At 69.9% G+C, this 16,914-nt stretch carries 20 protein-coding genes; 15 read left to right on the top strand and 5 right to left on the bottom strand.

Annotation, left to right across the window (positions count from 1 at the left end; translation table 11 throughout):
• The first annotated feature begins 46 nt into the window (after positions 1-46).
• The 10 genes from HMPREF0063_RS06375 (at position 47) to HMPREF0063_RS06330 (ending at position 9,966) form a co-directional block, all read left to right on the top strand.
• The gene (locus HMPREF0063_RS06375; protein WP_007077833.1) at positions 47-1,291 is read left to right on the top strand and encodes a DUF2786 domain-containing protein; all 1,245 of its coding nucleotides are present in this window, start codon (positions 47-49) and stop codon (positions 1,289-1,291) included.
• A gap of 57 nt (positions 1,292-1,348) precedes the next feature.
• Entirely contained in the window at positions 1,349-2,053 is a 705-nt protein-coding gene (locus HMPREF0063_RS06370) for a helix-turn-helix transcriptional regulator (protein WP_007077832.1), read from the top strand.
• Entirely contained in the window at positions 2,050-3,504 is a 1,455-nt protein-coding gene (gene sufB / locus HMPREF0063_RS06365; RefSeq protein WP_007077831.1) for a Fe-S cluster assembly protein SufB, read from the top strand. Before HMPREF0063_RS06370 ends, sufB begins: the two co-directional genes overlap by 4 nt.
• The gene (gene sufD, locus HMPREF0063_RS06360) at positions 3,501-4,640 is read left to right on the top strand and encodes a Fe-S cluster assembly protein SufD (protein ID WP_007077830.1); all 1,140 of its coding nucleotides are present in this window, start codon (positions 3,501-3,503) and stop codon (positions 4,638-4,640) included. Before sufB ends, sufD begins: the two co-directional genes overlap by 4 nt.
• On the top strand, positions 4,633-4,968 hold the full coding sequence (locus HMPREF0063_RS06355; protein ID WP_007077829.1) for a non-heme iron oxygenase ferredoxin subunit: 336 nt from the start codon (positions 4,633-4,635) through the stop codon (positions 4,966-4,968). Before sufD ends, HMPREF0063_RS06355 begins: the two co-directional genes overlap by 8 nt.
• A gap of 1 nt (position 4,969) precedes the next feature.
• Positions 4,970-5,728, top strand: coding sequence for a Fe-S cluster assembly ATPase SufC (gene sufC, locus HMPREF0063_RS06350; RefSeq protein ID WP_007077828.1), 759 nt, complete (start codon positions 4,970-4,972; stop codon positions 5,726-5,728).
• A 5-nt stretch (positions 5,729-5,733) separates the two neighbouring features.
• Complete coding sequence (locus HMPREF0063_RS06345; RefSeq protein WP_007077827.1) at positions 5,734-6,972, top strand: cysteine desulfurase; 1,239 nt, start codon at positions 5,734-5,736, stop codon at positions 6,970-6,972.
• Between the two features lie 25 nt (positions 6,973-6,997).
• Positions 6,998-7,459, top strand: a complete 462-nt coding sequence (sufU, locus tag HMPREF0063_RS06340; RefSeq protein ID WP_040320142.1) for a Fe-S cluster assembly sulfur transfer protein SufU — start codon at positions 6,998-7,000, stop codon at positions 7,457-7,459.
• The gene (locus HMPREF0063_RS06335) at positions 7,456-7,818 is read left to right on the top strand and encodes a metal-sulfur cluster assembly factor (RefSeq protein WP_007077825.1); all 363 of its coding nucleotides are present in this window, start codon (positions 7,456-7,458) and stop codon (positions 7,816-7,818) included. The genes sufU and HMPREF0063_RS06335 overlap by 4 nt, the downstream gene beginning before the upstream one ends.
• A 549-nt stretch (positions 7,819-8,367) precedes the next feature.
• Entirely contained in the window at positions 8,368-9,966 is a 1,599-nt protein-coding gene (locus HMPREF0063_RS06330) for an ABC-F family ATP-binding cassette domain-containing protein (RefSeq protein ID WP_007077823.1), read from the top strand.
• Here HMPREF0063_RS06330 and HMPREF0063_RS06325 read toward each other — a convergent pair.
• Positions 9,939-10,721 (bottom strand): SURF1 family cytochrome oxidase biogenesis protein, encoded by a 783-nt coding sequence (locus HMPREF0063_RS06325; RefSeq protein ID WP_050760915.1) that lies wholly within the window; start codon positions 10,719-10,721, stop codon positions 9,939-9,941. The genes HMPREF0063_RS06330 and HMPREF0063_RS06325 overlap by 28 nt on opposite strands.
• A 68-nt stretch (positions 10,722-10,789) precedes the next feature.
• Between HMPREF0063_RS06325 and moaA the strand changes: the two genes are divergently transcribed.
• Entirely contained in the window at positions 10,790-11,776 is a 987-nt protein-coding gene (gene moaA / locus HMPREF0063_RS06320) for a GTP 3',8-cyclase MoaA (RefSeq protein WP_007077821.1), read from the top strand.
• A gap of 3 nt (positions 11,777-11,779) precedes the next feature.
• Here moaA and HMPREF0063_RS06315 read toward each other — a convergent pair whose 3' ends face one another.
• Complete coding sequence (locus tag HMPREF0063_RS06315) at positions 11,780-11,992, bottom strand: hypothetical protein (RefSeq protein WP_007077820.1); 213 nt, start codon at positions 11,990-11,992, stop codon at positions 11,780-11,782.
• A 10-nt stretch (positions 11,993-12,002) separates the two neighbouring features.
• Positions 12,003-12,314: a DUF3099 domain-containing protein gene (locus tag HMPREF0063_RS06310; RefSeq protein ID WP_007077819.1), complete on the bottom strand. Its 312-nt coding sequence runs from the start codon at positions 12,312-12,314 to the stop codon at positions 12,003-12,005.
• 33 nt (positions 12,315-12,347) lie between these two features.
• On the opposite strand from HMPREF0063_RS06310, the gene HMPREF0063_RS06305 reads away from it, so the two are divergent.
• Positions 12,348-12,563 carry a dodecin gene (locus HMPREF0063_RS06305; protein WP_007077818.1) on the top strand — a complete coding sequence of 72 codons (216 nt, stop codon included), beginning with the start codon at positions 12,348-12,350 and terminating at the stop codon, positions 12,561-12,563.
• A 171-nt stretch (positions 12,564-12,734) separates the two neighbouring features.
• Here HMPREF0063_RS06305 and serB read toward each other — a convergent pair whose 3' ends face one another.
• Positions 12,735-13,958 carry a phosphoserine phosphatase SerB gene (gene serB / locus HMPREF0063_RS06300; RefSeq protein WP_050760914.1) on the bottom strand — a complete coding sequence of 408 codons (1,224 nt, stop codon included), beginning with the start codon at positions 13,956-13,958 and terminating at the stop codon, positions 12,735-12,737.
• Positions 13,959-14,017: 59 nt separating this feature from the next.
• Between serB and HMPREF0063_RS06295 the strand changes: the two genes are divergently transcribed.
• From HMPREF0063_RS06295 to HMPREF0063_RS06285, 3 genes are read left to right on the top strand one after another with little or no spacing between them, the layout of a single operon-like run.
• Positions 14,018-14,839 carry an ABC transporter ATP-binding protein gene (locus HMPREF0063_RS06295; RefSeq protein ID WP_007077816.1) on the top strand — a complete coding sequence of 274 codons (822 nt, stop codon included), beginning with the start codon at positions 14,018-14,020 and terminating at the stop codon, positions 14,837-14,839.
• Positions 14,836-15,288 (top strand): NfeD family protein, encoded by a 453-nt coding sequence (locus HMPREF0063_RS06290; protein WP_007077815.1) that lies wholly within the window; start codon positions 14,836-14,838, stop codon positions 15,286-15,288. Before HMPREF0063_RS06295 ends, HMPREF0063_RS06290 begins: the two co-directional genes overlap by 4 nt.
• A complete protein-coding gene (locus HMPREF0063_RS06285; protein WP_007077814.1) occupies positions 15,288-16,349 on the top strand; it encodes an SPFH domain-containing protein in 1,062 nt (353 codons plus the stop codon). Before HMPREF0063_RS06290 ends, HMPREF0063_RS06285 begins: the two co-directional genes overlap by 1 nt.
• Positions 16,350-16,371: 22 nt before the next feature.
• Here HMPREF0063_RS06285 and HMPREF0063_RS06280 read toward each other — a convergent pair whose 3' ends face one another.
• Complete coding sequence (locus tag HMPREF0063_RS06280; RefSeq protein ID WP_007077813.1) at positions 16,372-16,899, bottom strand: YbhB/YbcL family Raf kinase inhibitor-like protein; 528 nt, start codon at positions 16,897-16,899, stop codon at positions 16,372-16,374.
• Between the last annotated feature and the right edge of the window lie 15 nt (positions 16,900-16,914).

Genomic DNA, 16,914 nt, shown 5'->3' with positions numbered 1-16,914 from the left:
CGTCACTCTAGGACCGGGTGTCGGTGCGACTTGGCAGGATGACGCCATGGGTCAGGAGAGTCGTCGCCGTCGCGAAGCGCGGCGTCGGTCGAACCAGCGTCCCGGTGCCGACGGCATCGCCGCGCTGCTCGACCTCGCCGTCCGGCACGCCGTGCACGCTCCGGCTACCGCCGGCCCGCACATCCGGGTGCTGCACGACCTCGGCGCGGCGCCGCCGGTCGTCGACGAGGTGGTCGCCAGGATCGGCGCGGCGTGGGAGCAGGGATGGCAGCCCCGTGACCTGCTCCACGCGTCCCGGCGACACACCACGGCTGCTGCCACACGCTGGCTGTCCAGGGCGATCCTCGTCGAGTCGCACCGGTCCGGCGCGCCGCACCGCGCACCGCGGTCGTGGCTCGACCAGCTGGACGTCCTCGAGTCCTCCGTGACCCCGGCCGCTGATGAGCTACTGCCGAGCACCGACCACCCCGACCAGGCCGCGTGGCTGGCGGCGCTGGTCACCCTCGACCTGCTCCGGGGGCTGCCCCGGGTGCGGGTCGTCGACGCCGTCCCGTCGCAGTGGGATCGGCTCGGTCGACCGTCGACGGTGCCGGAGACCGGCAGGATCGACGCCCGGCAGGCCAAGGCGCTGACCACCGTGCGGGCCCTGCTGGCCAAGGCGGAGTCGACCGACTTCGCCGCCGAGGCCGAGGCCTTCACCGCCAAGGCGCAGAGCCTCATGACCCGGCACGCGCTCGACGAGGCGCTGATCACCGCCGACATCGAGGGGGGCGTGGTCGTCCGGGCGCGGCGGATCCTGGTGCACCACCCGTACCCGGTCGAGAAGGCCTCCCTGCTCGACCAGGTGGCGCGCGCCAACCGCACCCGGGCGGTGTGGGACGAGTTCGCCTCCAGCGTCACGGTCGTCGGCGTGCCGACCGACCTCGACCAGGTCGAGATGTTGTTCACCTCCACCCTCGTCCAGGCCACCCGTGCTATGACCCACGCCGGCCAGGCCGCCGACAGCGCACCGGTCGACCGTTCATCGTCGTTCCGCAAGTCCTTCCTCGTCGCCTACGCCCAGCGCATCGGGCAACGCCTCACCGTCACGGCCGAGGAGGCGACGGCCTCGTACGGGTCGGCTCTGGTGCCCGTCCTCGCCCGGCAGGGCGAGGCGGTCACCGCCGAGTTCGAGCGACTGTTCCCGCGGGTCACGACCACGTCCCGCCGTCGTTCGTACGACCGGCGGGGGTGGGACGCCGGCACCCGGGCCGCCGACGACACCGTCCTGCCGTCCGCGATGCTCGAGTAAGGCCATCCTTCGTTGAAACACCGGAATCAATAACGTCACACTGGTGTTGTGAAAAACATGCGAGCACCGGAGCGGACGTCGACCGACGACGCACCGACGCGTGCGCGCGTGGCCGACACCGTCCTGCGACTGGGACCTGCCACGGCGACCGTCGTGGCGGACCACCTGGGCCTCACCGCACCGGCCGTGCGGCGTCACCTCGACCAGCTCGTGGCCGAGGGTCTGCTGGAGTCCCGCGAACAGCGTGTCGTCGGCCCCCGCGGCCGCGGCCGCCCGGCGAAGGTCTTCGCCATCTCCGACGCCGGACGTGACCAGTTCGCGCACTCCTACGACGACCTGGCCGTCCAGGCCCTGGAGTTCCTCGCCGAGACCGGCGGCGACGACGCCGTGAGCCGGTTCGCCCGCGCCCGGCTGCAGCCGTTGGAGCAGCGGCTCGGCGAGCACCTGCAGGGCTCGAGCCCCGAGGACCGGCCCGACCGGCTGGCCGAGGCTCTCACGGCCGAGGGCTTCGCCGCGTCCGTCGGCCAGACCCCGGCCGGCACCCAGATGTGCCAGCACCACTGCCCGGTCGCCCACGTGGCCGAGGAGTTCCCGCAGATGTGCGAGGCCGAGGCCGAGATGTTCTCCCGGCTGCTCGGCACCCACGTCCAGCGGCTCGCCACCATCGCCCACGGCGACGGCGTCTGCACCACCCACCTGCCGCACGCCCGACCATCACAGCCCCGCCCCGCCCGATCCACCGCAGAGAGGTTGCCCTCATGACGACCACGTCAGAGACCACCACCCCCACCGGGACCAACGCCATCGAGGCGGCGAACCCCGGCCTCAAGGACGTCGGCCGGTACGAGTTCGGCTGGTCCGACAAGACCGACGCCGGCGCCACCGTGCAGCGCGGCCTCAGCGAGGACGTCGTCCGCAACATCTCCGGCCTCAAGAGCGAGCCGGAGTGGATGCTGCAGCAGCGACTCAAGGGCCTCAAGCTCTTCGGTCGCAAGCCCATGCCCACCTGGGGCTCGGACCTCGGCGGCATCGACTTCGACAACATCAAGTACTTCGTGCGGTCCACCGAGAAGCAGGCCGCCACGTGGGACGACCTGCCCGAGGACATCAAGAACACCTACGACCGGCTCGGCATCCCGGAGGCCGAGAAGCAGCGTCTCGTCTCCGGCGTCGCCGCCCAGTACGAGTCCGAGGTCGTGTACCACTCGATCCGTGAGGACCTCGAGGCCCAGGGCGTGCTGTTCCTCGACACCGACACGGCCCTGCGCGAGCACCCGGAGATCTTCCAGGAGTACTTCGGCACCGTCATCCCGGTCGGCGACAACAAGTTCTCCGCCCTCAACACCGCGGTGTGGTCCGGCGGCTCGTTCATCTACGTGCCCAAGGGCGTCCACGTCGACATCCCGTTGCAGGCGTACTTCCGCATCAACACCGAGAACATGGGTCAGTTCGAGCGCACCCTGATCATCGCCGACGAGGACTCGTACGTGCACTACGTCGAGGGCTGCACGGCGCCGATCTACAGCTCGGACAGCCTGCACTCGGCCGTGGTCGAGATCGTCGTGAAGAAGGGCGCCCGCGTCCGGTACACGACCATCCAGAACTGGTCGAACAACGTGTACAACCTGGTCACGAAGCGGGCCGTGTGCGAGGCCGGCGCCACCATGGAGTGGGTCGACGGCAACATCGGCTCGAAGGTCACCATGAAGTACCCGGCCGTCTACCTCATGGGTGAGGGCGCTCGCGGCGAGACGCTGTCGATCGCCTTCGCCGGCGAGGGCCAGCACCAGGACGCCGGCGCCAAGATGGTGCATGCCGCACCGAACACGTCCAGCTCGATCCTGTCCAAGTCCGTCGCCCGTGGCGGCGGCCGGACGTCGTACCGCGGGCTGCTGCAGGTGCTCGAGGGCGCCCACGGCTCGGCCAGCACGGTCAAGTGCGACGCCCTGCTCGTCGACCAGGTGAGCCGGTCCGACACCTACCCGTACGTCGACGTCCGCGAGGACGACGTGACGCTCGGCCACGAGGCCACCGTCTCGAAGGTCAGTGACGACCAGCTCTTCTACTTCATGTCGCGCGGCATGGGCGAGGACGAGGCGATGGCGATGATCGTGCGCGGTTTCGTCGAGCCGATCGCCCGTGAGCTGCCGATGGAGTACGCCTTGGAGCTCAACCGCCTCATCGAGCTCCAGATGGAGGGTGCTGTCGGATGACCGCGACCATCACCGACGCGCTGGAGCACGTGGAGTCACACCTGCATCCCGAGCCGTCGTACGACCTGGCGGCCCACCCGGTGCCCACCGGCCGTGAGGAGATCTGGCGCTTCACCCCGCTCAAGCGGCTGCGCGGACTCCTCGACGGCGCGGCGTCCGACGCCCACCTGCAGATCGACTCCGACCTGCCCGCCGGCGTCACCATCACCGCCATCAGCACCGACGAGGCCGTGGCGATCGGCGGGCTCGCACCGTTCGACCGGCTCGCCGCCCTCGCGGTGCAGAACGCCGGGGGAGCGCTGCTCGTCGACGTCGCCGCGAACGCCGAGCTGGACGCCGCCGCCCGCATCACCCTGCGCGGCTCCGCCGCCGACCAGCTGGTCTGGGGGCACGTGGTGGTGCGCATCGGCGCCCACGCCCGCGGCACGCTCGTGCTGGACCACCTGGGCAGCTCCACGTACGCCGCCACGACGACCTACGTGGTCGGTGACGGCGCGGCGGTCGACGTCATCTCGGTCCACGACTGGGACGACGACGCCGTCCACGCCGGTCAGAACGGCATCACCGTCGGCCGTGACGCCACGATCCGGTTCTTCGAGTTCAGCCTCGGGGGCGACCTGGTGCGCACCAGCACCAACGTCGAGTACGCCGGTCCCGGGGGCACGGCCGAGCTGCTCGGGGTCTACCTGGCCGACGCGGGCCAGCACATCGAGCACCGCCTGTTCGTCGACCACACGGCGCCCAAGACCCGCAGCAACGTGCTCTACAAGGGCGCGCTGCAGGGCCAGGACGCGCACACGGTCTGGGTCGGCAACGTGCTCATCCGCAAGGTCGCCGAGGGCATCGACACCTTCGAGCAGAACGACAACCTGATCCTGACCGACGGCGCGACCGCCGACTCGGTCCCCAACCTGGAGATCGAGACCGGCGAGATCGCCGGGGCCGGCCATGCCAGCACGACCGGCCGGTTCGACGACCAGCACCTGTTCTACCTGCAGAGCCGGGGCATCCCGGAGGACGAGGCGCGACGTCTGGTCGTCCGCGGGTTCTTCCACGACATCATCCGTCGCATCCACGTCGAGGACCTCGCCGAGCGCCTGGTCGCGGCCGTGGAGGAGGAGCTGGCCGATGTCTGAGTCCCACGCAGTCACCGGAACGGTCGTCGCCCAGCTGGGCGACGTGCCGGACGGCGGCGTGCTGGCCGTGACGGTCGGCGGCTGCGAGCTGGCGCTCGTGCGTGACGGCGACGAGGTCTTCGCCCTGCGCGACGAGTGCTCGCACGCCGCCATCGCGCTCTCGGAGGGCGACGTGGAGGGCCGGACCATCGAGTGCTGGCTCCACGGCTCCCGCTTCGACGTCACCTCCGGCGCGGCCCTGAACCTCCCGGCGGTCGAGCCGGTCCCCACCTACCCCACCACCGTCGAGGACGGCGCCGTCCTGGTCGTCCTTCCTGAGGAGAACTGACATGGCAACTCTGGAGATCAAGAACCTCCACGTCTCGGTCAACACCGACGACGGACCGCAGGAGATCCTGAAGGGCGTCGACCTCACGGTCCGCTCCGGCGAGGTCCACGCGATCATGGGCCCGAACGGGTCGGGCAAGTCCACGCTCGCCTACTCCATCGCGGGTCACCCCAAGTACGACGTCACCGAGGGCGAGGTGCTGCTCGACGGTGAGGACATCCTGCAGCTGAGCGTCGACGAGAGGGCACGCGCCGGACTGTTCCTGGCGATGCAGTACCCGGTCGAGGTGCCCGGCGTCTCGGTCGCCAACTTCCTGCGGACGGCCAAGACCGCCGTCGACGGCGAGGCGCCCAAGCTGCGCACCTGGATCAAGGACGTCAACGCCGCCCTCGAGCGGATGACCCTCGACCCGACCTTCGCCCAGCGCAACGTCAACGAGGGCTTTTCCGGCGGCGAGAAGAAGCGCCACGAGATCGCCCAGCTGGAGCTGCTCAACCCGAAGTTCGCCGTGCTCGACGAGACCGACTCCGGCCTCGACATCGACGCCCTGCGGGTCGTCTCCGACGGCGTCAACCGGTTCAGCGGCCAGGGTGACCGTGGCGTGCTGCTCATCACGCATTACACGCGGATCCTGCAGTACATCAGCCCGGACTTCGTGCACGTCTTCGTCGCCGGCCGTCTGGCCGAGACCGGTGGGCGCGAGCTGGCCGACCAGCTCGAGGCCGAGGGCTACGACAAGTACACGCGCGCCGGGGTCTGATCACCATGGGCAGCTTCGACGTCGAGCGGGTGCGGGAGGACTTCCCGATCCTGCAGCGCCGCCTGGCCGGGGACCTGCCCCTGGTCTACCTCGACAGCGCCAACACCTCGCAGAAGCCCCGCCAGGTCGTGCAGGCCATGGAGGAGCACTACCTGCAGCACAACGCGAACGTGGCACGGGCGATGCACCAGCTGGGGGCCGAGGCCAGTGAGGCGTTCGAGGCGGGCCGTACCAAGGTGGCCGAGTTCATCGGTGCTCCGCGGCGCGAGGAGGTCGTGTTCACCAAGAACGCCTCCGAGGCGTTGAACCTGGTGGCACGGGTGCTCGGCGACGCCGGGCGCATCGGCGCCGGTGACGAGGTCGTCATCAGCCAGATGGAGCACCACTCCAACATCGTGCCGTGGCAGCAGGTGACCGAGCGGGTGGGCGCCACGCTGCGCTGGTTCGGCCTCACCCCGGACGGCCGGCTCGACCTCACCCCCATCGACACCCTGATCACCGAGCGCACCAAGGTCGTCTCGGTCACCTGGGTGTCCAACATGCTGGGGACGATCAACCCGGTCGACGTCATCATCGCCAAGGCGCGCGAGGTCGGCGCCCTCGTCGTCATCGACGCCTCCCAGGCCGTCCCGCAGATCCCCGTCGACATGGCGGCGCTGGGGGCCGACTTCGTCGCCTTCACCGGTCACAAGCTGGTCGGCCCCACCGGCATCGGTGTGCTGTGGGGGCGCTACGACCTGCTCGCCGAGCTGCCGCCGTTCCTCGGCGGCGGCGAGATGATCGAGACCGTCACGATGGAGCGCACCACCTACGCCGCACCGCCGTCCCGCTTCGAGGCCGGCACCCCGCCCATCGCGCAGTCCGTCGGGCTCGGGGCAGCCGTCGACTACCTGTCCGCGATCGGCATGAAGCAGGTCGCCGAGCACGAGCAGGCAATCACCGCCTACGCGCTCGAGCGCATGCAGGAGGTGGCCGGGCTGACGGTCATCGGTCCGGCCGAGCCGGTCGACCGCGGGGGAGCGATCAGCTTCACCCTCGACGGCATCCATCCGCACGACGTCGCCCAGCTGCTCGACAGCCGGGGGGTCGCCGTCCGGGCCGGCCACCACTGCGCCAAGCCCGCGCACCAGGTGTTCGGGGTGCAGTCCACCACCCGCGCCTCGTTCTACCTGTACACGACCGAGCAGGAGATCGACGTCTTCGTCGATGCCCTGCGCCACACCCAGAGCTACTTCGGCGCCTGAGGGGGAGTGGACCATGACTGACGCGATGAACGTCGACTCGTTGTACCAGGAGATCATCCTGGACCACTACAAGAACCCGCACGGCGCAGGACTGCGCGAGCCGTTCGAGGCCGAGGTGCACCACGTCAACCCGACGTGCGGGGACGAGATCACCCTGCGGGTCCACCTCGACGGCGAGACCGTCGCCGACGTCTCGTACGCAGCCGAGGGGTGTTCGATCAGCCAGGCCTCGGTGTCGGTGCTGAACGAGCTGCTCATCGGCCGGTCCGTCGACGACGGCATGGCGGTGCTGGCCGCCTTCACCGAGCTCATGCAGGGCAAGGGGCAGGTGGAGCCGGACGAGGACGTGCTCGAGGACGGCATCGCGTTCGCCGGCGTCGCGAAGTTCCCGGCGCGCGTCAAGTGCGCGCTGCTGGGCTGGATGGCTTGGAAGGACGCGGTGTCGCAGGCACTCGTCACCACCACGACCACAGGAGACACACCATGACCACCGACCACAGCGACCTGCCCGACGTCAGCACCGCGCCCGCGGGTGCCACGACGACCGAGGACGTCATCGAGGCCATGAAGGACGTCGTCGACCCCGAGCTCGGCATCAACGTCGTGGACCTCGGGCTCGTCTACGGCGCCGAGGTCGACGAGCACAGCAACACCGTGCTGTCGATGACCCTCACGTCGGCCGCGTGCCCGCTCACCGACGTCATCGAGGACCAGACCCGCGCTGCGCTCGACGGTCTCGTGAACGACTTCCGGATCGAGTGGGTCTGGATGCCGCCGTGGGGCCCGGACAAGATCACCGACGACGGCCGCGAGATGCTGCGCGCCCTCGGCTTCAACATTGGTTGAGGCCGATTCCCGGCCCTTGGTCTCGAGGCTCCTCGCAGAGCTCGTCGCACCTCGACCAACGAGGTGACGTTCCGGTGGTTGAGGTGCGAGCTTGCGAGCCTCGAAACCACCTCGACCACCCACGTGACGTTCCGGTGGTTGAGGTGCGAGCTTGCGAGCCTCGAAACCACCTCGACCACCGAGGTGACGTTCGCCAGCCCGAGCCTGCGAGGGCGTGAGCGCAGCGAGGCGAACCTCACTTGGGAGTCCGCCTCGGGCTCGTACCTCGCCCTCACGGTCGCTGCGCTCCCTGGCGACCACAGGGTTGCGCAGCGAGGCGAACCTCATCTGAGAGTCCGCCTCGGGCTCGTACCTCGCCCTCACGGTCGCTGCGCTCCCTGGCGACCACGGGGTTGCGCAGCGAGGCGAACCTCACCCTGCAGGATTCGGTGATCGTCCACCTGCGCCCGTAGACTGGCCGCATGAGGACCCCGCAGCTCGAATGATTCCGGCGACGCGTCGCGTCGCCTCTTCGCTGTGCCCTTCTCACCCTCTGCAGGAAGTCCTCGCATGCTCACCGTCAGCAACGTCGAACTGCGCTTCGGCGCCCGTGTCCTCATGTCGGACGTCTCGTTCCGGGTCGACAAGGGCGACAAGGTGGGTCTGGTCGGCCGCAACGGCGCCGGCAAGACCACCCTGACCCGCATGCTGTCCGGCGACGGCCAGCCCGCGGCGGGCAGCATCACCTCCTCGGGCAAGATCGGCTACCTGCCGCAGGACCCCAAGAGCGGCGACCTCGCCACCACCGCGCGCGACCGGATCCTGGGTGCACGCGGGCTCGACGAGGCGCTCACGGCGATGCGCAAGGCCGAGATCGACATGGGCTCCCCGGACCCGGCGACCGCAGAGAAGGCCATGAAGGCCTACACCCGGGCCGACGCGGCCTTCTCCGCCGGAGGTGGGTACGCGGCCGAGTCCGAGGCCACCACCATCGCGGTGAGCCTGGGCCTCCCCGACCGGGTGATGGACCAGCCGCTGTCGACCCTGTCCGGCGGTCAGCGCCGCCGGATCGAGCTGGCGCGGATCCTGTTCTCCGACGCCGACACGCTGCTGCTCGACGAGCCCACCAACCACCTCGACGCCGACTCCGTCGTGTGGCTGAGGGGATTCCTCAAGGCGTTCTCCGGCGGCATCGTGATCATCAGCCACGACGTGGAGCTGATCGAGGAGACCGTCAACAAGGTCCTCTACCTCGACGCCAACCGCGCCACGATCGACATCTACAACATGGGCTGGAAGTCGTACCTCAAGCAGCGCGAGGCCGACGAGCACCGGCGCAAGCGCGAGCGTGCCCTGGCCGAGAAGAAGGCCGACCACCTGGTGACCCAGGCCAACAAGTTCCGCGCGAAGGCGTCCAAGGCCGCCACGGCCCAGCAGATGCTGCGTCGGGCCGAGCAGCTGATGTCCGGGCTCGAGGGCGAGCGCGCGAACGACAAGGTCGCGCACATCAAGTTCCCGAAGCCCGCGCCCTGCGGCAAGACCCCGCTCATGGCCGAGGGACTCAGCAAGTCCTACGGCTCGTTGGAGATCTTCACCGACGTCGACCTGGCGATCGACAAGGGCAGCCGCGTCGTGATCCTGGGGCTCAACGGCGCCGGCAAGACCACGCTGCTGCGCATGCTGGCCGGTGCGCTCACCCCCGACACGGGCGAGATCCAGCCCGGTCACGGCCTCAAGATCGGCTACTTCGCGCAGGAGCACGAGACGCTCGACACCTCACGCACCGTGCTGGAGAACATGCAGATGTCGGCTCCCCAGCTGACCGACACCGAGGCGCGCAGCGTGCTGGGCTCCTTCCTGTTCAGCGGCGACGACACCGCCAAGCCGGCCGGCGTCCTCTCCGGTGGCGAGAAGACCCGCCTGGCCCTGGCGAGCCTGATCGTCTCCAGCGCCAACGTGCTGCTGCTCGACGAGCCCACCAACAACCTCGACCCTGCCTCCCGCGAGGAGGTGCTGCGGGCCATCCGCACCTACGAGGGCGCGATCGTGCTGGTGTCGCACGACGAGGGTGCGGTGCTGGCGCTGGAGCCCGACCGGGTCCTGCTGCTGCCCGACGGCGACGAGGACCTGTGGTCCGACACCTACGCGGATCTGGTCGCGCTGGCCTGATCCCGCTCCGCCTCGACCTGCTCGAGGTCGGGCCGGCCGTCGCGCTTCTCGATCCTCGCGAACCAGAAGTAGCCGACGAGCGCCAGCAGGGCGAAGAACCACCACTGGAGCCCGTAGAAGAAGTGCGGCCCGGAGCCGAGATCAGGCTGCGGCTCGGCCTCGAGGCCGACCTGCTCCGGTGACTGCTCCTGCAGGTTGAGGTACCCGCTGCGCAGCTCGTACGGGACGTGGTCGGCCAGGCCGGTCGAGCTGATCGCGCGGACCTGCCCGTCGTCCACGCTGGTCGCGCTGGGCCCGGCCCCGTTGTCGACCCGCAACCATCCGGTGGCCCTGACGGTCCCCGACACGGCCGGCGGCACGTCGTCGGGGCGGGTGTTGGTCCGCTGGGTGACCATGAAGCCGCGGTTCACGAGCACGGCCGTGCCGTCGTCGAGGAGCAGGGGTGTGACCACGTCCACACCCGGACGCCCGTCCCGGCTGACGAACTTGACCGTGATCTCGTGGATCGGGTCGTAGGTGCCCTCCACGGTCACGCGTCGCCACTCGTCGGCGCGCGACACGCCCGTGCCGGCGGGCGCGACCTGGTCGAGGGGGACCGGATCGGCGGCGAAGTACTCCTGGATCGCTGCCGTGCGTGCCTCCCGGTCGTCCATCTTGCCGAACTGCCAGAACCCGAGCTGGATGCTGACGCCAGCGAGGGCGATGACGAAGACCGCGAAACCGAGCCAACGGGCGCTCAGGAGGAACCGGTACACACCCCTACGGTAGTCGTCCGACCCACACATGCCCGGCGGGGGCGAGGCCCGGGCCGTAGACTCGACAGATGCACCTGGTCGACCTGCACGGACGCGTCGCGACGGACCTTCGCGTCTCCCTCACCGACCGCTGCAACCTGCGGTGTCAGTACTGCATGCCCGCGGAGGGTCTGGACTGGATGCCGACCGAGGAGACGCTCACCGACGACGAGCTGAACCGCCTCATCGCCATCGCCGTGGAGCGCCTGGGCGTCACCGACGTGCGGTTCACCGGCGGAGAGCCCCTGCTGCGCCGCAGCCTGCCGTCGATCATCGCGGCGACGGCCGCTCTGCCCTCCCGACCGCGGACGGCCATCACGTCCAACGGCCTCGGACTCAAGCACACCGCCCGTGCGCTCGCCGACGCCGGCCTCAACCGCGTCAACATCAGCCTCGACACGATCGACGCGGCCATCTTCGAACAGATCACCCGCCGCAACCGTCTGCACGACGTCATGGCCGGTCTGGAGGCCGCTCGCGAGGCGGGCCTGTCGCCGGTCAAGGTCAACGCCGTGCTGCTGCGTGACGTCAACGACCACGGCGCTGCCGACCTGCTGCGCTGGTGCATGGAGAACGACTACGCGCTGCGGTTCATCGAGCAGATGCCGCTGGACGCCCAGCACGGCTGGAGCCGGGCGGCGATGGTCACCGCCGACGAGACCCTGGCGATGCTGTCGAAGGAGTTCGACCTCCAGCCCCTGGACGGTCGGGGCTCGGCACCGGCCGAGCTGTTCTCGGTCGACGGTGGCCCGCACTCCGTGGGCATCATCGGATCGGTCACGCGTCCGTTCTGCGGCGACTGCAACCGGGTCCGGCTCACCGCCGACGGCCAGGTCCGCAACTGCCTGTTCGCGCGGGACGAGTCCGACCTGCGGGCCGCGATGCGCGGAGGCGCCGACGACGAGCAGCTCGCGCAGGCCTGGATCACCGCGATGGCGGGCAAGCTTCCCGGTCACGGGATCGACGACCCCAGCTTCCTGCAGCCGACCCGACCGATGTCGGCCATCGGCGGTTGACGGTCAGAGACTGACGGTCTCGCGGTAGAAGTCACGGGCGTCGAGGAACCCGCGCAACGTCGGCTCGTGCGCGTCGCAGGCCAACCAGACCTTGCGCCGGTCCGGGGTGTGCAGCTTCGGGTTGTTCCACCGCACCTCGTGGGCGGCCGGAGCCGTGCAGCCCTTGGACGAGCAGATCAGCTCGTCCGGGCCGGACGTGTCGTCGAACAGGGTCACCGTGCTGCGCTCACAGGGCGTCGCGTGGCGCCGGTGCCTCGATCGGGGTGGCCTCCATCGGCACGAACGAGTCGCCCTTGCCGGTGGTGCGGCGCACGCCCGCGTTGGCGAGCACGACCGACACGTAGGGCAGGACCACGGCGCCGACGACCAGCGTCCAGCGCAGCCATCCCTCGGTCACGACCGCGCCGACGAAGCAGATCGTGCGGATCGCCATCGAGATGGCATAGCGCTTCTCCCTCGACCCCTGCTCGGCGCTGGCCGGCTCCGGGGCGTTGGTGATCAGGGCAACCTGTTCGCGTCTCACCGGGGTGGGCTTCACCCCTTCAGCCTACGCGGGGAGCATGATGGTCGCATGAGCAACCGCACCTACCGCGTGACCGAGATCGTCGGCACCTCACCCGTCGGCGTCACCGAGGCGATCGAGAACGGCATCCAACGGGCCGGCCAGACCCTGAGGCACCTGGACTGGTTCGAGGTCGAGGGGATCCGTGGGCAGATCACCGACACCTCGGTGTCGCACTACCAGGTCACCATGAAGCTGGGCTTCCGCCTCGAGGACGACGAGTAGGGCGCGTGCGCCTGGTGGTTGAGGTGCGAGGGCGCCCAGCGCCCGAGCCGTCCCTCCGGTGGTTGAGGTGTGAGGGCGCTCAGCGCCCGAGCCTCGAAACCACCTCGCGTCGTTTCACTCCGGGGCGGCTGCGCCGCGTGACGTTCAACGTGGTCGGACGCTCCGCTCGTTTCACTCGCTGCGGTCCGCCTCATCCGCCTCATCCGCGGCCTCGACCTCCTCGCGGGTCACCCCGAGCAGGTAGATGATCGTGTCGAGGTAGGGCACGTTGACCGACGTGCGGGCCTGGTCGCGCACCAGCGGCTTGGCGTTGAACGCGATGCCGAGCCCCGCGGCGGCCAGCATGTCCAGGTCGTTGGCCCCGTCCCCGATGGCGACGGTGTTCTTGACGGGGATCCGCGCGGCAGCGGCGAACTCACGCAACGCCTCGGCCTTGCCGGCCCGGTCGACGACCCGCCCGAGCACCCGGCCGGTCAGGCGCCCGTCCTGCACCTCGAGGTCGTTGGCGGCGTAGTAGTCGATGCCCAGCTCGGCGGCGATCCGCTCGATGATCGGGGTGAACCCCCCGCTGACCAGGGCGAACCGGTAGCCGAGCCGTTTGAGGGTGCGGATCATGGTGCGGGCACCCGGCGCGTACTGCAGCGACGCGTAGACGTCGTCGAGTGCGGTCGCGTCGACACCGCGCAGCAGGGCCACCCGCTGGTGCAGCGACTCGGCGAAGTCCAGCTCGCCGCGCATCGCCGACTCGGTGACGGCCGCGACCTCCTCCTCGCACCCGGCGTGGGCGGCGATCATCTCGATCACCTCGCCCTGGATCAGGGTCGAGTCGACATCCATCACCACGAGGCGCTGCGCGTGTCGCAGGATGCCGTTCTCCTGCACGGAGATGTCGACACCTCGCTCGTGCGCGACGGTCGCGAGGGTCATCTGCAGGACGTCGGGGTCGGCGCCGGACACCTCCATGCGGATGGCCGTCACGGGGTACCTCGCCATGCGGACGATCCGGTCGATGTTGCCGCCGTCGGTCCGGATCTGCGCCGTGACCGCCGCCATCGCGTCGGGCCGGAGGGGATGACCGAGCACCACCACCTGGGCGCGGCCGACACGACGGGGCCGGTTGTCGCCGCTGCCGCGCTCGACCGAGACGTCCAGGCCCAGATCGGCTCCGGCCCGGCGGACCGCGGCCTCGAGTCCGACCAGGTCGGCCGGCTCGGTCACCAGGACGCTGAGGATCAGTCGTCCCCGCACGACCAGCTGCTCGACGTCGATCACCTCGAGGTCGAAGCCCCCCAGCTCGGTGAACAGGCGGGTCGAGACGCCGCTGGCGTCGGGGCCGATCAGCGTCACGAGGACGGTCGGCGCGGTGAGCCGGGCGACCGGCACGTGGGTGGTCATCGGCACGAGGCTAGCGCGATAGGTTGGGACCACGACCACAGGCGCTGGAGGTGTGTTCGATGAAGGCGGCGATCAAGCTGTCCCACGTGAGCGTCGTGCGCTCCGACACCACGCTGCTGGATCGCGTCGACTGGACGGTCCACGAGGGTGAACGGTGGATCGTCCTCGGGCCCAACGGCGCCGGCAAGACGACGCTCCTGCAGATCCTGGGTGCGTCCGGATTTCCCACCAAGGGGCGGGCGTCGATCCTCGGGGAGCGACTCGGTCGCGTCGACGTCTTCGAGCTGCGGACCCGCATCGGCCACACCAGCACCACGATCGCCGACCAGATCCCTGCCACGGAGTCCGTGCGGGACGCGGTCCTCTCGGCCGCCCACGCCGTCCTCGGCCGCTGGAACGAGCAGTACGACGATCTCGACGTGCGGCAGGCCGACCAGATCATGGGCGAGATGGGTGTCGCCCGACTGGCCGACCGCACCTTCGGCACGCTGTCTGAGGGCGAGCGGAAGCGGGTCCTCATCGCCCGGGCTCTGATGACCGACCCGGAGCTGCTCCTGCTCGACGAGCCCGCCGCCGGCCTCGACCTCGGTGCCCGTGAGGACCTGCTCGCGAGCCTGCAGACCCTGGCCGCTGACCGCTCGGCGCCGGTCCTGGTGCTGGTCACCCACCACGTCGAGGAGATCCCGGTGGGATTCACCCACGTGCTGATGCTCCGGGCCGGTTCCGTGGTCGCGGCCGGGCCGCTCGAGTCGACGCTGACCGCCGAGAACCTGGGCCGCACCTTCGGCACGCGCGTGGACCTCACCTACGACTCCGGTCGGTACGCTGCCCGTAGGGCCCAGTACGGGCGTCGCGCCGCTCGCGAGGAGGTCGGACCATGATCGACTGGATCAACGACAACACCTGGGTGGTGTGGATCGCGATCGCGACGGTCCTGGCGCTGGCCGAGCTGGCCAGCCTCGAGCTGGTCCTGCTGATGTTCGCGGTCGCTGCGCTGGTCGCGGCCGGGGCATCCGCCCTTGGTGCCCCGGTCTGGCTGTCGTTCATCGTCTTCGGCGGCGTGTCCGTGCTGCTGCTGATGTTCGTGCGGCCCCGGTTCACCCGTCGTCTGCACGACGGACCCACGCTTACGGTGGGTCACCACAACCTCGTCGGGCGCACCGGCGTGGTCGACGAGCCCGTGACGGACCGATCCGGCCGGGTCACCATCGACGGCCAGCTCTGGACGGCTCGCCGGTCGGTCGTGTCGACACCCCTGGACGTCGGGACCGAGGTCACCGTCGTCTCCATCGAAGGGGCCACCGCCATCGTGGCCGGAAAGGACGCCTGATGTTCGCATCAGCCATCACCATCTTCGCCTTCCTGCTGCTGATCCTGGCGATCGCCGTGGTCGTGATGTCGTTCAAGATCGTCCCGCAGCAGCGGGCCGGCATCGTCGAGCGACTCGGCAAGTACCGCACGACCCTGGACTCCGGGCCGCACCTGATCCTGCCGTTCCTCGACCGTCTGCGGTACATGATCGACCAGCGCGAGCAGGTGTTGTCGTTCCCGCCGCAGGACGTCATCACCGAGGACAACCTGACGGTCTCGATCGACACGGTGATCTACTACACGGTCAACAACCCCGTCTCGGCGACCTACGAGATCGTCAACTACATCGAGGCCATCCACCAGCTGACCATGACGACGCTGCGCAACATCATCGGCGGCATGACGCTCGAGCACGCCCTGACCGGTCGCGACCAGGTCAACCGCACGCTGGGCGCCGAGCTCGACGCCGCCACGAGCCGCTGGGGCATCAAGGTCAACCGGGTGGAGCTCAAGAGCATCGACCCCCCGCCCACCATCATCGACGCGATGGAGAAGCAGATGCGGGCCGAGCGTGACCGGCGCGCCGTCATCCTCACCGCCGAGGGCGAGCGCCAGGCGGCGATCCTGACCGCGGAGGGCCAGAAGCAGGCCCAGATCCTGACCGCGGAGGGCCAGAAGCAGGCGGCGATCCTCGAGGCCGAGGGCGAGCGGCAGTCCGCCATCCTCAAGGCCCAGGGTGAGGGTCGCGCCATCGAGACGGTGTTCCAGGCCATCCACGACGGCAACCCCGACCAGAAGCTGCTCAACTACCAGTACCTGCAGACCCTGCCGAAGATCGCGAACGGCGAGAACGCCTCGACCTGGATCATCCCGGCCGAGCTGACCGCGTCGTTGGGTCAGCTGGGCGGGATCATCGGCAAGGTGCCGGTGGACGGTGGGGGCAGCAGGCGACGCGTCGACCTCGACGAGCAGATCTCGGCGTCGGACTTGGCGCAGTCGACCGACACCAGCGAAGCCGTCGAGGAGGCGCTGGAGGCCGCGCGGGCCGCCGAGACGAAGGCACCCCCCACGGCGGAGTAGCTCCGCCGCGGGGTGCGGCGGCTCAGTGCCGGTAGGTGCCGTGGATGATCGCGCGCCCGAGCGTCTTGAACGCCAGGTTGAACCCGGCGTAGGCCGGCGTGGCGGTGGAGTCGACGCCCAGGGTCTCCTCGCCGACGGCGTGCACGACGAAGAAGTAGCGGTGGTCCTGGTCGCCGGCCGGGGGAGCGGCGCCCATGAAGTTGGCGCCTCCGCCGTCGTTGCGCAGGTGGAAGGCACCGCCGGGCAGCGTGTCGTCCGACGCGCCGGCCCCCGTGTCGAGCGAGGTCACGTCCGCCGGGATGTCCACGGCGACCCAGTGCCAGAACCCGGACACGATGGGGGCGTCGGGATCGAAGCAGGTGACGACGAACGAGCGGGTGCCGGCAGGGGCGCCGGACCAGCTCAGCTGGGGTGACGTGTCGCCGTGGGCGTTGACCTGGTCGTCCTTGAGGGGGGCGCCGTCGGTGACGTCCTCGCTGGTGACGGTGAAGGTCTCCGCGGCGGGCAGCAGGGGGTAGGGATCGGGGGTGACGGGGCGTTCGAGACTCATGACTCCTAACCTAAC

The sequence above is a fragment of the Aeromicrobium marinum DSM 15272 genome, from assembly GCF_000160775.2.
Classification (GTDB): Bacteria; Actinomycetota; Actinomycetes; order Propionibacteriales; family Nocardioidaceae; genus Aeromicrobium; species Aeromicrobium marinum.
The sequence above is the reverse complement of the archived record's forward strand: the minus strand, read 5'-3'. Positions and strand labels throughout refer to the sequence as shown.

Bases quoted from the DNA above. Each gene is read 5' to 3' on its own strand.
- HMPREF0063_RS06375 (WP_007077833.1), top strand. From the start codon at position 47: ATGGGTCAGGAGAGTCGTCGCCGTCGCGAAGCGCGGCGTCGGTCGAAC.
- HMPREF0063_RS06370 (WP_007077832.1), top strand. From the start codon at position 1,349: ATGCGAGCACCGGAGCGGACGTCGACCGACGACGCACCGACGCGTGCG.
- sufB (WP_007077831.1), top strand. From the start codon at position 2,050: ATGACGACCACGTCAGAGACCACCACCCCCACCGGGACCAACGCCATC.
- sufD (WP_007077830.1), top strand. From the start codon at position 3,501: ATGACCGCGACCATCACCGACGCGCTGGAGCACGTGGAGTCACACCTG.
- HMPREF0063_RS06355 (WP_007077829.1), top strand. From the start codon at position 4,633: ATGTCTGAGTCCCACGCAGTCACCGGAACGGTCGTCGCCCAGCTGGGC.
- sufC (WP_007077828.1), top strand. From the start codon at position 4,970: ATGGCAACTCTGGAGATCAAGAACCTCCACGTCTCGGTCAACACCGAC.
- HMPREF0063_RS06345 (WP_007077827.1), top strand. From the start codon at position 5,734: ATGGGCAGCTTCGACGTCGAGCGGGTGCGGGAGGACTTCCCGATCCTG.
- sufU (WP_040320142.1), top strand. From the start codon at position 6,998: ATGAACGTCGACTCGTTGTACCAGGAGATCATCCTGGACCACTACAAG.
- HMPREF0063_RS06335 (WP_007077825.1), top strand. From the start codon at position 7,456: ATGACCACCGACCACAGCGACCTGCCCGACGTCAGCACCGCGCCCGCG.
- HMPREF0063_RS06330 (WP_007077823.1), top strand. From the start codon at position 8,368: ATGCTCACCGTCAGCAACGTCGAACTGCGCTTCGGCGCCCGTGTCCTC.
- moaA (WP_007077821.1), top strand. From the start codon at position 10,790: ATGCACCTGGTCGACCTGCACGGACGCGTCGCGACGGACCTTCGCGTC.
- HMPREF0063_RS06305 (WP_007077818.1), top strand. From the start codon at position 12,348: ATGAGCAACCGCACCTACCGCGTGACCGAGATCGTCGGCACCTCACCC.
- serB (WP_050760914.1), bottom strand. From the start codon at position 13,958: ATGACCACCCACGTGCCGGTCGCCCGGCTCACCGCGCCGACCGTCCTC.
- HMPREF0063_RS06295 (WP_007077816.1), top strand. From the start codon at position 14,018: ATGAAGGCGGCGATCAAGCTGTCCCACGTGAGCGTCGTGCGCTCCGAC.
- HMPREF0063_RS06290 (WP_007077815.1), top strand. From the start codon at position 14,836: ATGATCGACTGGATCAACGACAACACCTGGGTGGTGTGGATCGCGATC.
- HMPREF0063_RS06285 (WP_007077814.1), top strand. From the start codon at position 15,288: ATGTTCGCATCAGCCATCACCATCTTCGCCTTCCTGCTGCTGATCCTG.
- HMPREF0063_RS06280 (WP_007077813.1), bottom strand. From the start codon at position 16,899: ATGAGTCTCGAACGCCCCGTCACCCCCGATCCCTACCCCCTGCTGCCC.